The following is a 16,798-nucleotide window of genomic DNA, read 5'->3' as shown; positions in this document are numbered from 1 at the left end:
AATGAAATTAAAAAGTAAAAAAATACTATTCACTTCTCTAGGGATTGTTTCACTAATAGGAGTTTCAACAGCAATAGCGTGTTCAAATGCTGAAGATCCAAATGTTAAAAAAGTGAACCTAACTCTAGGTACAGAATGATTTAGTCAAAAAACTGGCTCAACTGCTGTTGCAGATTTTACAAAAGTTCTGAATAGCAAAATCAAAGAGTTAAAAGAAAAAGACAAAGACAACAAGTATAAAGAAGCAAAAATTCTTGAAATAAAAATTGCATCTAATGAAGAAAAAACTGCTAGTCTAAATGATTTAAAAGCAGGTAAATCAGCGATGACAATTTTAAATGTCAGACAAGCTGTAGAGGAGCCTAATATTAAAAACGTTGAATACTTAGCAAGAACTGAAACTCGTTCATTTAAAGGAGATACAAAGCAAATGTTTTATAAAGATGAAGGTGGTCCTGAATATTTAAAAAACACTGCAAAATGAGTAAATGATCACTTAAAATTACATCCCTTTAAAACATGAGACAATACTCGTGAAAAATGAGACGGAGTTAAATGAGAATTTTTATATGGTGACTTAACAATTAAAGATGGCGACAAAAATACTACTCCTTATTATCGAGGAATGGTTGCAATAGTTGGTAATGATGAAACTATTGAAAAAATTAAAAAAACTTGGGATGACAAAAACTGACAAGAATTTTATAATTTTGGAATTGTTCATGGTAAACCAAGTAAACAAGGAAAATATATTCTACAAGAAAAATTATTTAAAGATCATTTTGGTGATCAAGCAACAATAGCAAGTATTCCTGATAATAAACACAAACAAGAAAATGGGAATTTACTTGGTACATTAGATGGTTATAGAATTTTTCTAGATGACATGTATTCATTTGCGTGACAACATTACAAAGATGGAGATAAAACAAAAAATATTTTTAATCCACCAGAAGGTGAAAGAATGGAAATTCTTACTCTAACTAATTCTTTATTTTACGATGTTGTTGCATTTAATAAAGATTTATTAAATGAACAAGAAAGAAAATTACTTCTAGATGCTTTCATAGCACTTTCTCTAGAAGATAAAGATTCATTTGGTAAAGGTAGTGGTTATAACTTTTACAGATACATAACTGATTTTGATAAAGAAATAAAGGAGCCTTACAACAACGCTTTAAAATAAAAAATGGTTTGATATAAAAAAGGTAGAAAAATATTTTTAAATCCTAATTTAAAAATATTCTTGTGATTAATTGTGTTGACAATAGTTATTTATTTAACTATTTATATTTCATCACGATTTAATCCTTCAGGGGTAAGTTTATTTAATGAATTTATTTCAGATCTTTTTAAATATACAGATTCAAGTAATTATTTCCCGGGACAAAATCTTTGAATATTATCCTTGCAGCAAATGTGAGTTTCGATTCGTTTGATAGTTCTAGGAACAATTGTAGGTTTTTTGGTTTCACTTGTTTCTTCATATTTTGGAGCAAGAAAGATACACAGTTTTTTTGCATTTACTTTCTACCGATTTTTTATCATACTCTTAAGAGCCCTTCCAATTATTTTATTTGCAAGGGCTTTTTCTAACGCTTTTAGAGCTAATGATGCAGCATTTTTAACTTACTCATGATTTACGTGATTATGAGTTCACAGATATTTGGTTGATATGATTAATAACTCTGATTTACAATATTTTTATAAATCACTTAGTTTGAGAAATAGTAAAATAAAAAGTTTTTACTTAGAAGTTTTTTGAAGAATAAAAACCAGAATTTTAAACTTGTATTTTTTTTCTTTGGAATCAAATTTCAGATGAATTTCATTATTAGGAGCAGTAGGAATAATTGGGACAGGAACTTTAATTTATGTTCCTTTGAGTAACTCTAATTATGATCAACTCGGAGCACCACTAACAATCTATTTTATTTTTTTATTATTAAATGAATTAATGATTTTTTTGATAAAAAAATATTTGTTTCACGGAATTAAATTTAATGCTAAAACAAACAAAAATTCATTCCATTATAATCACCAAAAAATAATTTTGTTAATCATTGGATTCATTAGTTTTATCATTGCTATTATAGCTCTTGCAAATTTAGAATATGATTATTCAAATGCTAAAGTAATAACTAATTTATTGGAAAGGTTTTTTCAAATAGATCTTGCAATTATTTTTGATTCATCAGGTAATTCACCGATAAGTTTGGTTTGAGATGTTTTATTACAAACAATTATAATTTGATTCTTTACTTTTATAATCGGAACTATAATTGGTATTTTTCAAAGTGAAAAAATCAATAAAAAATTTCAATCATTAATATTTAAAATAATTGGTTTGTCAGTAAGAATTATTCCTAGTTTGCTGTTTTTTTATCTACTAAATATTTTATGATTTGAACCAACAACAACTGTTTTTTTAGTCTTAGTTTTACACTCATCATTTAACTTTGCAGTAATTACTAGTTCAACATTTAACAAAATTAATTTTCAAACAATTGAAATATTAAGAAAGCAAGGATTTTCATATTTCAAAATATTAAGAGTATGAGTAATCCCTGCATCTAAAAAAGAATTAATTATCAATGGGAGTTTTTTATTTGAAAATTTATTGCGAGATGTCGTATTTTTCGGTGTTTTCGGTGCAAATAGATTAGGTGCAGCAATTCAAGTAAACATTGATAGATCAATGTTTTTTGAGCTTGCAAATTTTTCTTGACCACTAATTTTTATAACTATTGTGTTAGAATATATTACAAATTATTTAGTAAGTAGAAACATTGCAAACAAAGAAACTTTCATAAATAAAATTAAGGGGTATTATGCTTTATATAAAAAGAAAATTGCCAAAAAAAATATTCAAGCAAATTAACAAAATAAAATTTCATTATAAAGGTTTTCATAATCGAACTTATGTTGCTTATCTAAATGATGTTAAAGTTCAAATTAGAGTTGCAATAAATAAAATTGCTGATCATAAAGACGAAATTATTTTTTTGAAAAATAATGAAGATTACATTTATGTAACTCCATATATTGCAATTAAAAAATGATATGAAGGAGATATCTATTTAAAAAAATATCAAACAAAAGAATCTGATTTTTTATTATTAGATGAACTTAAAAAAGTTTGAAATACAAATTTAAATCTGTCAAAAATGAATTGACATTTTTATAAAACTAAAGACAAAAAATATTTAGAAATAGTTGATAAATATCAAAATGATTTTAATGAAGTTATTCATGGAGATGTAAGACCAAAAAATACTATTTTTACAATTGATAAAAAAGTAAAATTAATTGATTTTGAATGAACAAGAAAAGGCTCAAAATATTTTGATATTGTTTCCTTTTTAAAGTTTTCTGTTTTAACAAAAGATGAAGTGATTGACTATTTAAAATTGGATAAAGAAAAATTAGAAGACTATATTTATATAGTTAATTTATTTAATAAAACTTCTTATGAAGTTGTCTATGATCACATAAAAGATTTTTATGTGAATACCTAAATATATTACATATAATTAAAACATGTTTGATACGATATGCGCAATTTCTTCAGGTGGTGTTGTTAACCAACCTATAGGTATAATTAGAATAAGTGGACCAGATACTTTTACGATTATTAAAAAAATTTTTAAAGGTAAATTTGAAAATAAAAGAGGAATATATTATGGTCATATTCATGATAAAGATGAAACAATTGATGAAGTTGTTTTAATAACTTTTGAAAATCCTAATTCTTATACTGGTGAAGATTTAGTTGAAATAAATGCACACGGTGGTTTAATTGTTTTGCAAAAAATAATTGAACTTATTTTTAATAATGGAGCAAGAGAGGCTGAGCCTGGTGAATTTACAAGAAGAGCTTTTTTAAATGGAAAAATTGACTTAATAAAAGCTGATGCAATTCATGAATTAATTTTTTCTAAAACCGAAACACAAGCTAAAGCAAGCGTGAAAAAATTTAGTGGACAAACATCTAAATTTATTCAAGAATTAATTTCTGATTTACAAATGTTAATTGGACATTTAGAGGTTAATATCGACTATCCTGAATATGATGATATTGAAATTCTTGATGAAGAAAAATTAATAAACAAGGTTTCAAAAATTTTAGATAAAGAAAAAAAAGCAATTGAACTTAGTGAAAAAGCCTCGGTTATTTTTGAAGGTATAAAAGTTGCGATCGTAGGAAAACCTAATTCTGGAAAATCTAGTTTGTTAAATTTACTATTAAACGAAGAAAAAGCAATTGTCACAAATATCCCTGGAACAACTAGAGATATTATTAATGGAGAATTCCAATATCAAGGAGTTCTTTTTCAAATTAATGATAGCGCAGGAATTAGAAATCATAGTAGTGATGTAGTTGAAAATATTGGCATTGAAAGATCTCTGAAACTGATTAATGATTCAAAAATAATTATTCATTTAATTGATGCAACAGAGGGTGAAACCGAAGTTGATAAATTAATTACTGAACAAAGTAAAAATAAAAAATATATAAAAGTTTTTAGCAAATCTGATTTATTAGAAAAATTAGATAAAGAAAAAATTTATATAAGTTCTAAAGAAAAAAATATTGACAATTTACTCGATTTGCTAGTTTCTGAGTATAAGAATTTAGACCTAGATAATGAAAAAATTTTAATTGGTGCAAGACAAATGTCTTTATTAAAATCATCTTATGAAGCACTAAATGAAGCTTATAATGCCTTGCTAAATGGTTTAACTGCAGATATTGTGATCACTGACATTACAAAAGCTTGAGAGGATTTAATAAATATTTCAGGTAAAGCAGACAATGAGTTATTGCTAGATGAAATTTTCAAAAATTTTTGTTTAGGCAAGTAAAAATGAAAGTAATTTTTAAATGCTCTATACACGAAAATCCAAAAAAAGTTTTGAAAAAACCAAATATTTAAAAAATTATGTAATTAAAAAGATTATAATATTAATAGTGGATGATAATTTCGCAAGAAGATTAACTAGAAAATCTTATCCAAACGCCAATAGCATGATACAAGCTTTTGTAAGTGCTAAGAATTTTTTACAGTCCTTTTATAAAGAACACCCTGTAGAAAACTACTCTAAAATATACGATGTAATTCATTCTATTGAGCATAATTATTTTAAAAAATTACGAGCCGTTTTTGAGCATGAAAAAATTGAAATAACTATCGTTAAACAAATTTGTTCTTATTTAAGAACGAGAAATTTAAAACATGATAACCTAAAAATAAAAATTGATCGAGATGGTACTGTGCAAATCAGTCACTGGCACTCTTTTTATTTACAAGTGCTTCAAAACTATGAAATATTCGAACAACGTGATGAATATATAAATCATTTTAACGCAGATTTCATGAGAAAAGAATTTTCAAAATACCAAGAAATTCATGACTTATTAAGCAATGATTTTCATTCAAGTTTAATTGATAAAATCAAAAATTTAATGACAATGAGAAGATATAGCATTAATGAAGCAAAGGATAATGTTTTAGATAATGAAATAGAGAAACATAAAAAATCTTTGCATTCCAACATTCAAAAACTTTTTTATAAATATCACTTAAACGGTAAAGGTTTCGAATTTGAAATTCATTTAAATAACAAAAAAGGTGTCAAAATTTTGAAATGACCTGCATACGAAGAATACCAACAAGTGATTAAAAACTCTAATTTTTTTAATGAAGATACCTCTCTTTTTAATACAAGAATTACACTCAAACACTACTTAAAAAAACGTGGTTTAATTATTTAGAATTGTATTGCTGAAAGTGATACAATCTTTTTTATGTCAAAACTGAAATTTATAGATTTACATACTCACCCTTATTTAGAGTATTATGAAAATCCCATCGAAGAAGTTCAAAGTTGAATTGATACAAACGAATTAGAAATGATCTTCTTCACAGGTGTATCTTTTAAAGAAATTGAAGAAATTAAAACAATGAAGAAAGCATTCCCTAAATTTGTTCAAGAAGTTTTAGGGATTCATCCTATGGAAGTTAAAGGTAAAGAAGACACTAATAAATTGACAGAATTTATTAATGAAGACACTGTAGCAATCGGTGAAGTTGGACTTGATTATTACTATAAAGAAAATCCAAGTAAAGAAATTCAAATTGAAAGTTTTATTGCTCACATTGAAATTGCTAAAGCAAAAAACCTTCCAGTTGTAATTCATAGCCGTGATGCTTTTAACGATATTTTTGAAATTATTTCAAGAGAAGAATATCAAGATGTTAAGTTCATTTTCCACACTTTTAGTGGTGATAGTTTTGAAGTTGAAAGATTTTTAAAACATGTCAAAAATATTTATTTTTCTTTTTCAGGTGTAATTACCTTCAAAAATAATCATGCTTCACGTGAAGCATGTAAAATTGTTCCTTTAGATAGAATCTTTTGTGAAACTGACACACCATATTTAACACCAATGCCTTTTAGAGGTAAACCAAACAAAAGCCCTTATGTTAAATATGTCTATGAAAAAATTGCTGAGGTTAAGGGAATTGACCTTGAAACCTTAGTAAATCAGATTAGAAAAAACGTTAAAGACGTTTTTAATATTTAAGTGATTTTTAAGAGTAAGAAAAATATTCACTAGATTATCAGATAATTGATTATCATATAACTTATGAAACAAAAAGAAACTGATAAAATAAAAGCGTTTGCTAAAAAATATAAAAAGAAAAAAATTTCTTTTTTTTCTGCAATGCTACTTGTTTTAGGTTCTTCAATTGGTGCAGGTATTTTCTTTAAATCAGAAACTGTTTTATCAATGAGTCAAAACTCATTGATACTTTCTTTTTTTTCTTGGATAATAGCTGCAATCGCAGTAATCGCTATGGCACTAGCTTTGATAGAAGTTGCTTCTGCAAAAAGAGACAATTTATCATTAATTTCTTGAAATAAGGTTTTTAATTCAAGAACAGTTTTTAAAGCAAGTAAAAACTTTATGGTATTTATTTATTTACCACTTACTTTCTTTTTTGTACCTTTTTATATAATTTCTTCTTTACAGGATGGTCTGGGTGCAATTATTTACAACCGAATCAGTGCTTATAAGTTTAATTTAGGCGTTAATGCTGAATACGATTGATTAATTTGAGCATTGATTGCTTTCTTATTAGCAATTTATTTCATTATTTTTTCAGGTTTATCCTCAAAATTGGCTGATTGACAGAATAAAATAATAGTTATTTTGAAGTTTATACCAATAGTTTTTATTGTAATAGTAGGTTTTGTTGTTGCTTCACAATATACTTCAAATACTAGCGCTCTAGTGCAAAGACCTACTGATTTAACGATCGCTTCAGGCGCTTCAATTGTAAGGTTTGCACCCGGTCTAGGATTATTTATTTCTTTAGGTGCAATATTTTATGCTTTTGATGGTTTCTATGTTTTAACAGGTGTTCAGAGCGAGCTTGAAAACCCTAAAAAAGCACCACTTGCATTATTTTTAGGACTTGTAATTGTGACAGTTATTAATTTATCAATAGCGATTGCAATGACAATTAATGGTGGTTCTTTCTTCTTGATGGCCGATAAAATAAGAAAGTTATTTGGCACAAATAGCAGTGGCCGAAATGTTGGAATAATTCTTTTTGGAATAGTCAACATTATCATTGCAACAAGCATCATGGGAATCTTAAATTCTTTTTCAGTATGAAGTCCAAGGTATTTAGAAGAGTTAATTGCTCATGGAGAAATACCTTTTTCAGCCAAATTAAGAAAGACCTTAAATAGCGATAAGCCATGAACTGGAGTTAAGTATTCACTTGTTTTAGTTATCCCTTTTTTCATTATTTTCACCCTGATTGGTGCTCTAGGATATATCAATACTTATTCAAATAGAGGTTATGATGAAGCCATGGCTAAACTATATTCTTTTGCAGATTTGATAGCTAACTGAGTAACTGTTTTTACCTTTATGTTTATTATTTTTTCTATCTATGGAGCAATCGTGAACCGACGAAAAAACTTCATTAAGGTAGAAAAAATACGTTGTTTCTTACTTTTTGCTTGAATTGCAGTTGCAACTGTCTTTCTATCTTTAGCAGTAACTTTACTACTTCCTATTATAGATTTTTTCTTAATTCCACAGTTGGAAAGAGAGTTAATGACTAATTATTCTGATGAGATAATTAGTCGAGTCTTATTAGTTGTTGTACTTTTAATTTTTGTTTTCTTTACTTTTGGTTATGGCAGAATTGAAGATTTATTAATGAAGAAAAAATTTAAGAATTTCAATAACTACAAAATTTGAAAAGCAAGAACCTTTAATTTAGATCTACATGAAAAAAATAATTTCTAAAGAAATTTATTTTTCTATATAATTCACCTAATTTACAAATAAAAAAAGTTGGTTACAAATGAAAATTATTATTAAACTTTTCTTTGCCGAACAAACAACCTATCAAATGTTTGAATAGGGGTTTTTGTAAATTAAATTTTTAAATAAAACACAAGAAAAAAATAATACAAAAACCCTTGACAGACATACTCTAGTTAAAGGTTTTTTATTAAGAAAGGAAAAACGTGTCACAAAAAAGTGTACGCAAAATCGGGATGCTAGTCGCTATTTCGCTAGTTGTTGGTTCAATTATCGGTATTGGTATCTTCTTTAAAAACGGCTCAGTTAGTCGTATTTCAGATAGTGAAAGTATAACGTGATTACTAGCCTGATTTGTTGGTGGAATTATTGCTTTATTTTCAGCGTTATCATTCAGTGAAATTTCATCATTAAAAGTCAAGAAGCTTGTGGGAATTAGTTCTTGAGCTTACCAAAACGGAGGTAAAAGATATGGTTACTTCGTAGCATATGGTTGATCATTTTTCTACTGAGGTATCTTATTAATTACTTTAGGAACTTTCTCAAGCGAAATTTTAATTGCTTTTCTAGCTGCTGTTGCTGATTCAGCAACTGGAGCAGCTATTAACACAGCAGTTAATCATGCATGATTCCATTTTATTATTGGAATAACTTTAACTTTTGCGTTTTTAGCTTTAAATATTATCGGTCCGACAGTTAGTGGAATCTTTGCTGCTGTTACTACAGGATTAAAATTAATTCCTTTAGTAATTGCAATTGTGGTTGGAATTGTCTTTGTGAATCAAAGAACACTAGAATCGGGTGTAACCGCCAACGCTTTCGTAACTCACCCACAATTTTCATTCCAAAAAATGATTCTAGCATTACCTGGGGTTTTATTTGCTTTTGATGCTTTCTTATCAGTTGGTTCAGCAAGATCAAGAATGAAAAATGATGGAAAACAATTACCATTAGTAATTTTCTTCGGAATGGTAATTGTTTTAGTTGTTTACGTTTTAATTGCTATTGCTTCTATTTTACAAACCCAGGGATCAATTGGTGGTTTAATTAGTGTCTCTTTAGGTGGATCTAATGGATGAGTTACAGGATTTGTTTACTTCTTCATTTTCATTTCTACTTTAGGATTATTAAACGGATTAACTGGATTCATGATTCAAGATTACTCACGTGCTGTGCAAACTAGATTATCGCTAGGAAGTGACTGATTAATCAAAAATGTTAGAGCAAAATTCAACGGTAGAGATATTAGCAATGAGGTAAGAGCAGTGGTTTTAATTGCAATCTACATGTTGTTATGATTCTTACCAATTTGACTGCCTGCTTTTATTTTTAATTCAGATGCATTTATTGATGGAGCAACTAATTGACCTACTTTATTATTCTTCTTTAACTATGCAATCATCATGGGATTATATGCATACAAACGCTTTAAAGGTCACTTTAAAGAAGGAGAAATTAAAAAAATCAACAATGTTGTTTTCTACGGTTCTACTATTATTGCAATTTTTTTAATTGCAGTTGCTGTAATCGCATACATTTATTCAACCGTTAGTGCAGCAGCAATTGAACCAAATGAGTCTGCAGGTTGAGGATTCTTTGCAGATGGTGGATTTAAAGCAACCAAATTCTTGCAATTTATTATGTTCATTGCCTTTACTTTTATAATGTTATTAGCACCTTTTGTTAATGCTTTATTAATTAAAGCAATTGAAAAAAGAGATGTGGTTGAAGACTTAGCTAAACTTGAAGAGGGTGTTGATGAAAAAACACCTTCATTACAAGTTAAACAAGTTAACAAACACTAATCAAAACAAATTTTAATAAGCCATTATGGCTTATTTTATTTTCAAAATTTATGAAATTTTGAGAAAAATAAAAAAATAATTATTTTCTGATTTACTGAAAAATTTTTTTGCAAATTTGTTAAAATAAAAATGTGAAAATAAAAGTCGGCGAAGACGAATCATACGAATTCAAATTATTGTTGAATTATGATTCAAAAAAGTGGCTGAAAACAGTTGTTGGTTTTCTCAATAATGGTTTCGGTGGTAATCTTTATTTTGGGATAAGGGACGACGGCGAAATGGTTGGTTTGGAATTTTTTCAAAAAGATCAACTTAGCCATAAACAAGCCTCGTTAATGAATCCTATTCATTTTTGCAGTGACGAAATTTTTAAGTGTGTTGATCGCACTATCATCTATATAAGTAATGAGATATCTAAAAATATATATCCTTATTTACTACCTTTTTTTTACAAAATTTCCTTGCGCTCAAAAGATCCTTACATCATAGAATTACGAGTTAAACCAACTCGTGAAATCATCTACTCACTAGTAGATGATCAAAAAAATAAATATCCAGGCAGTGTCTATTTAAGAGATGGCAGCCAAACTATTAAACTGAAAAAAAATGAAATTAATGTTCTAGAAAAAAACCGAGAAAAAGAAGTTAATTACTCATATTTGCAAAGTAATAATCAGTCTCTATCTTTTGTTCAATTATATAATCACGTTAAAACTGATCAAAGTTATAAACAATTTGTTCACGAAGAATTACGCATGAATGGCTTTCTAATTTCTACGAAAAACACGTGGAATTATGAGGCTTTTTTATTAAGTGACAGATGCGAAATTAAAACAACTATTAATAATTTTTCAAATCATTTAGAACCTGAATATAACAACAAGCAAACAATTATTTGAAATCAATCCTTGTTAATGCACTTTTTGAAAATTCATGAAATATTAGAACCTATTTGATATTTGTCTGTTGAATCAGACTTATTAAAAGCAGCAATTTGAGCAGTTTTAATGCAGAATGAATACTTCGATTTTTCAAACAACGGACCTGTGATTGAAGTTTTTGAAGAGTACATAAATTTAAAAGCATTTGTCAAAAGCGAGTATACATTTTTTGAAACCTTACAAAAAGGAAGCAATAAATATCCACACGTAAAATTACTGCTTAAAAAATATTTTCCAGAAATTGCAGCTAAAACAATTACTCAAAATTATCTATATCAATTCGGTGAAATTTATAGTAAAGATTCAATTAGTTTCGAAATTAAAGTTCCTCTTTACAAATATAAAAAGCCCAGTAAAAGCATTCCTGAATACAAAGAAAACTAGAATTTTGTTAGCTTAAAGTTAATAAAAACAATATTAAAAATCTTTTGCACACACAAGAGATTTTTTAAATTAAGCAATGAGAATTTCAAAATCTTAAACAGGAAGTTAAGTATTGTTTTGAATTTTTTAACGAACAACCTATTAGCGATATTTTTGACAAGCCATTTTTATGTTTTGTTTAGCAAAACCTATCTTAATAATCCATAAGAATGTAATACAATTAGCTTTGAAAAAACAAAAACCCCCTGAAAAAACAAGTGGTCTAAAAGAGTGATGGCCAAATCAACTAAGCCATCTGTTGTAATATAAAACTACCTAGCTCTAAAAAATTTAATTATAAATATCATGAAACACTAAGACAGTTAGATAATAAAATTACAATATTAAATTTTTTTTAAATAAAAACCCACTTGAATAAACAAGCGGGTAAACTTTTAAAGAATTTCTATCTTTATGTTTAAAAAAATAAAAAAATTAAAATTTGCCTAGTATATTAACAAACCTTTGAAATTAATTATTATGAGTAAAAAGACAAAGAAAAATAGAACTATGCAGAATAATTATAAATAATTTTTTAAAAAAATTGCCAATTTTTATGCTTTATTATAGGTTGTTTTGTTTCTTTATAAATTTAAGTCAGGGAAGTTTAATAACTAAAAATAAAAAATTAAAAGGTCATATTTTTACTAAAAAATTAGCCACGAAACTACCTAAATTTTCTCAATTAAAAATTCAAAAAATCAAGGTTTTATATTAAAATAAAAAAGCATTTTATTCAGTTTGAAAAAACTGAAGAATGCGACCATAGTCGTGGGAGTTAATTATACAAATTAACAATCGAACCACAAATAATCGAAAGGATATGACAAATGGCAGCACCATTAATCAGAAACGGTAAGAAAGTCGCTAAAATTGCAAAATTGCAGTTTAACGCTGGACAAGCCAAACCAGGACCAGCTCTTGCTGGTGTTGGAATCAAAATGCCAGATTTTACAAAGGCATTTAATGATCAAACAAAAGACAGAGGGAATGAACCAGTTCCTGTAGAAATCACAGTTTATACAGACAAAACTTTTGATTTCAAATTATTTACTTCACCTGCTTCATACAAAATTAAGCAAGCAGCTAAACTTAAAAGTGGTTCAGCAAATGCAAAAGCAAACATTGCTGGCGAAATTACTTTAAAACAATTAGAAGAAATTGCACAATACAAATTACCAGATTTAAATACTCGTGATTTACATGCAGCAATGTCTTCCATTGCTGGAACAGCAAGAAACATGGGTGTTTTAATTCAAGGATGAGATGACATTGCAGCAGCAAAAGCGAAAGCAGCAGTTGAGAAAAAAGCAATTGCTCGTTCAGAAAAAATGGAAGCAGAACTAAAAGCTGCTGAACATGACTTAGTTGATTCTAAAGACAAAGAAATTAAAGTTGTTACTCATGCAGATGAAAAAGAAACTTCTGAAGGAGGTAATCAATAATGTCTAAAATTGGAAAAAAACTAAAATCAGCTAAAGCACAAGTTGACAAAAATGTTGCATTACCTTTATTAGAAGCTATTAAACTAGCTAAAGAAACTTCATATGCAAAATTTGATGCTTCAATTGATTTAGCAATTCGCTTAAATCTAGATACACGTAAAAGTGATCAACAACTTCGTGGAGCAGTTTTACTACCAAATGGTAATGGTAAAACTACTAAAGTGCTTGTTTTAACAGAAACACCATCTGCTAAAGAAGCGGCGCTTCAAGCAGGTGCAGATTCAGTACTTGATCGTCAAGAATTTGAATTATGAATGAAAGAAGCAAAGTTCGATGTTGACGTAATTGTTGCAGATCCGAAAATGATGCCTGTTTTAGGTAAATACGGAAAACAACTAGGACCTAAAGGGTTAATGCCTAACCCGCGTTTAGGAACAGTTACTCCAACTCCTGAAAAAACAGTCGTTGAATTGAAAAAAGGAAAAGCAAACTATCGTGCTGATAAGTTCGGAATTGTACACTCATTAATTGGTAAACAATCAATGAGTGATCAAGCACTTAGTGAAAATGCTAAAGTGTTACTCGACACAATTAAAAGACTTAAACCTGCAGCTGTTAAAGGTGTATACATTAAAAATATAACTGTATCATCTTCAATGGGGCCTTCAGTCAAAATCGCTTTTGACTAAAAAGTAAATTAAAGTTAAAAAACGCCTTCTATACAAAGAAGGTGTTTTTTTGTGTGATTTATTTACTTTAAATATTTAAATGATCAATCATCAAAATCGAAAGAAGTTAGTTTGTCTTTTTTAATTGGGATCATAAAAGATGTAAGTCTTTTAGGGTTTCAAATTTGTATGATTTCCGATACATCTGTTGTATCATTTTCAAATGTAGTGGGTGTTCAAAAAAACTTAATTTTAATGGTTTTATTAACAACATCTATTTCATATTTTGCAATTTCTACGCCCCCCTCAAGAATTGATTCGGGTGAATCATTGTAAGCAATTAAATTGGCAAAATCCTTAAGAAATAAATAATTAAAATTTTTAAAATCAAGTTTATTCTTAAATGTTTCGTAATTAAAATTATTCGACCAAGGGCTAAAATCATCATATAATTCTTTGTCAGTTTTATCACTTAAATTAATTTCCCTAAAATATTTTCGATAATATTCTTTACCTGATTCATCTAGCCTTAAAGCTGATTTTAGGTCGCTATCATTTTTAACTAAACTGACGGACTTTAAATAAGAAGAATCTGATTTTTGTATCTCTTTAGTAGCATAAAAGAAATCACCATATTTTGATTCTGCAGGTTTTTCTTGTAGTTTATCACTTGTAAAAACGTTCTTATACTTACTTCCAAACCACTCTTTTGTTACGTTTTTTGAATTAGAATCCGCAATATTTTTATCATTATTGGAATTTTCAGATTTTACTTCTGGATTTTCGGCTGATTTAACTAACCATTTTCCTGTTTCATCTCTCATTGGTATACCAAATTGTTCGGCCTGTTCTTTAACTGAAGGACCTTCTCAGTATCAATCACTAAATGTATAATATTTTGAACCATAAGTGCTTATTTTCAAATAAGGTTTATTATCTTCACTAGAAGTTTTTTGATAAATTGCAGCATCTTTTTTAAGGCGTGTATGTTTAAAATCGCTATGACTACAAGAAGCCAAAGTTATTATTAAAGAAGCACCTATGCTTGCAGAAGCAAGAAACAACAATTTTCTAAGTTTTTTATATTTCTGAATATGTGAATACAACATCTAATTCCTTTTTTCTGGTTTCATCGTTATTAGATATAGTAACCGGCATCCATCCATCCATCCCTGAAGTAAATTCTATTGTTTTTGTATTTGCCTTTTGCTCCTCATTGCCAGAAGTGATGTAATTTGTTACAGATATAGTGGGTCCCATAAATGGATAATAAATAAAAATGCCAACATCTATAGGTCCTATATGAGTATGTGTATCATGACCAAAAATCCCAAACGTACTTACTCATCCAGTTTTAAAAGAATCTTGATTGGCTCAAGTAATATTAACTCTATATTTTTTACCACTCTCAACATTAATTTTGGTTTGATAATCATAACTTCCACTAGAAGGAGATTTTTTAAGTCTAGCATATTCCATGTGTTCTAGTGATTCTTTGACTTTGGCAAAATTTACTCTACCAAAACCCAGTTGTGGGTTATAAACATCATGGTTTTCTTCTCTATCTAATTTTGAAATAATAGTTCTAGAACCTGCTATCAATGCACTTTTAAATATTAAAGAATCGTCACCTTTATCAAAGAAATTTTTGTAATTCATTGTTAAAAGAGATGCAATTGAGGAAACTGTTGGTGCCGACATGCTTGTTCCATCATACGAAGTTATCTCAGGTCTTATTCCATTAACTGCATAGCCTGTTTCAAAATCATCGGGAGTTGATGCAGAAACATAGTTATCTCGCATCGAATATTCGCTAAATTCTTTTGGCAAAATCAAGGGTTCGCTAATCACTGCTCCAATTACTATAGAATTATATGACAAGTCATATTTTTCAAGGTATTTAGCTATCTGGGCAGGGGTTTTATATTCAATTATTCTTCCATACTTATCTTTTGCAGGTCTTTTTGCATCATTTCCAGATGCTTCAATAAAGATTACTTCTGGATTCTGAAGTAGAAAATTATCTAATCAAATTGCATCATCGTTATATTCAATGGAAAAGTTTGCCTTATCGGTGTCTTTGCTACCTCAGCTATTATTTATAATTTTGACACCATTTCTAACAAAATAATCCAAAGCTGCAGGCTTACCGTTTCATGAAGGAATTGCTTCGCTATAAATAGTTGCATAAGGATTTAATCCTTGTCTTCCGACTATGATTTCAGAAAAAATGTTGGCATGGTCATCTACGATGCCACTACCGACTACAAAATCATTTGAGCTAAAGATGTTTGCATCTTTATTTATTATGCCCACAGCTTCATAAACACCAACTTTTGCTCTTATACCTTTGTCTCAATTATCTCTAGCTTTTATTCTTTCATCTTTTAAAATTTTTTTATTAAAACCGGTAAATTTATAGTGTCTTTGGTTTTTAAAAAAATAATTATCTCATACCTTATCTTCATCAATTTGAGATCTATAAGTTGCTGGTGCTGGGGTAGGTGAAACATAAGGTGTCTCTTCATATGGAGCATCAAAATAACCATTGTCCATAGAAGTGTCATTTTTAATTTCTCTTCATTCTTTTATTGTGTGGCTTGTATCATGTACGGTAATTTGAAGAATAATTTTTGAGTCAAACTTCAAATCCATTAAGGTAATAAGAAGATTTTTAAAATCTTTTAAATCTTTGTATGCGATTGAAAAAGTTAATGCATTTTTTGCATAAACGAAATCATATTTTTCACTTATAAGATTTTTTATTTGGTTCAGTTGATTATTTATTAAAGAAGGTTTAGTTTTAGCTTTGAAAACAATGTCAATTCTGTTAATACCATTAACAGTAACTTCAGTTTTGTATTGTCTGCTATTTGGTGTTGAACTTTCATATTTTCTGTATTTTGCAAATGAACCTTTTAGTACACTTTCAAATGAATCTGAATTTTTTATTTGTTTCAGTAACAAATTTTTTTCGGAATCAGTTTGATTATTTTCAACTTTTTGTTGATTATCAATAGCTGACACACCTGAAATACTAGATAAAACTGTTATTCCAGAAAATAGTAAACCTAAAAAATTTTTTGGTTCCCGCATCGGCCTAATAACTGCAACAGAAAGGTTGTAGTTATTTTTTATAATATAAGTAATATGAAATACAAACAAG

General features: G+C 28.1%; 13 protein-coding genes. 11 read left to right on the top strand and 2 right to left on the bottom strand.

Translation table 4 applies throughout. The features are described from left to right. The first annotated feature begins 1 nt into the window (after window position 1). The 11 genes from cypl to rplA all read left to right on the top strand — a co-directional run bounded on the left by cypl (window position 2) and on the right by rplA (window position 13,653). Entirely contained in the window at window positions 2-1,186 is a 1,185-nt protein-coding gene (cypl, locus tag CJJ23_RS03225) for an ABC transporter thiamine pyrophosphate-binding lipoprotein p37/Cypl (RefSeq protein ID WP_180738020.1), read from the top strand. 3 nt (window positions 1,187-1,189) lie between these two features. Beyond that, a complete protein-coding gene (locus CJJ23_RS03220) occupies window positions 1,190-2,881 on the top strand; it encodes a hypothetical protein (protein WP_095334926.1) in 1,692 nt (563 codons plus the stop codon). After that, window positions 2,853-3,518, top strand: coding sequence for a phosphotransferase family protein (locus CJJ23_RS03215; RefSeq protein ID WP_180738019.1), 666 nt, complete (start codon window positions 2,853-2,855; stop codon window positions 3,516-3,518). Before CJJ23_RS03220 ends, CJJ23_RS03215 begins: the two co-directional genes overlap by 29 nt. A 22-nt stretch (window positions 3,519-3,540) precedes the next feature. Beyond that, window positions 3,541-4,866 carry a tRNA uridine-5-carboxymethylaminomethyl(34) synthesis GTPase MnmE gene (gene mnmE, locus CJJ23_RS03210; RefSeq protein WP_095334924.1) on the top strand — a complete coding sequence of 442 codons (1,326 nt, stop codon included), beginning with the start codon at window positions 3,541-3,543 and terminating at the stop codon, window positions 4,864-4,866. Window positions 4,867-4,972: 106 nt separating this feature from the next. Then, window positions 4,973-5,776, top strand: a complete 804-nt coding sequence (locus tag CJJ23_RS03205) for a hypothetical protein (RefSeq protein ID WP_095334923.1) — start codon at window positions 4,973-4,975, stop codon at window positions 5,774-5,776. Between the two features lie 33 nt (window positions 5,777-5,809). Next, window positions 5,810-6,589, top strand: a complete 780-nt coding sequence (locus tag CJJ23_RS03200; RefSeq protein WP_234805554.1) for a TatD family hydrolase — start codon at window positions 5,810-5,812, stop codon at window positions 6,587-6,589. A gap of 63 nt (window positions 6,590-6,652) precedes the next feature. After that, the gene (locus CJJ23_RS03195) at window positions 6,653-8,332 is read left to right on the top strand and encodes an amino acid permease (RefSeq protein ID WP_095334922.1); all 1,680 of its coding nucleotides are present in this window, start codon (window positions 6,653-6,655) and stop codon (window positions 8,330-8,332) included. Between the two features lie 224 nt (window positions 8,333-8,556). Then, window positions 8,557-10,155 (top strand): APC family permease, encoded by a 1,599-nt coding sequence (locus CJJ23_RS03190; RefSeq protein ID WP_095334921.1) that lies wholly within the window; start codon window positions 8,557-8,559, stop codon window positions 10,153-10,155. Window positions 10,156-10,286: 131 nt separating this feature from the next. Then, on the top strand, window positions 10,287-11,480 hold the full coding sequence (locus tag CJJ23_RS03185) for a helix-turn-helix domain-containing protein (protein ID WP_095334920.1): 1,194 nt from the start codon (window positions 10,287-10,289) through the stop codon (window positions 11,478-11,480). Window positions 11,481-12,349: 869 nt separating this feature from the next. Next, on the top strand, window positions 12,350-12,964 hold the full coding sequence (gene rplK, locus CJJ23_RS03180) for a 50S ribosomal protein L11 (protein WP_095334919.1): 615 nt from the start codon (window positions 12,350-12,352) through the stop codon (window positions 12,962-12,964). Beyond that, entirely contained in the window at window positions 12,961-13,653 is a 693-nt protein-coding gene (gene rplA / locus CJJ23_RS03175) for a 50S ribosomal protein L1 (RefSeq protein ID WP_420329860.1), read from the top strand. The genes rplK and rplA overlap by 4 nt, the downstream gene beginning before the upstream one ends. 62 nt (window positions 13,654-13,715) lie before the next feature. Here the strand turns inward: rplA and CJJ23_RS03170 are convergent, their stop codons facing one another. After that, a complete protein-coding gene (locus tag CJJ23_RS03170) occupies window positions 13,716-14,741 on the bottom strand; it encodes a hypothetical protein (RefSeq protein WP_095334917.1) in 1,026 nt (341 codons plus the stop codon). After that, complete coding sequence (locus tag CJJ23_RS03165) at window positions 14,713-16,728, bottom strand: S8 family serine peptidase (protein WP_143823631.1); 2,016 nt, start codon at window positions 16,726-16,728, stop codon at window positions 14,713-14,715. Before CJJ23_RS03165 ends, CJJ23_RS03170 begins: the two co-directional genes overlap by 29 nt. Window positions 16,729-16,798 lie beyond the last annotated feature (70 nt).

Source organism: Mycoplasmopsis agassizii (genome assembly GCF_002276225.1).
Taxonomy (GTDB): Bacteria; Bacillota_I; Bacilli_A; order Mycoplasmatales; family Metamycoplasmataceae; genus Mycoplasmopsis_B; species Mycoplasmopsis_B agassizii_A.
Note: the sequence above shows the minus strand (reverse complement) of the source record. Positions and strands in the feature narration are given on the sequence as shown.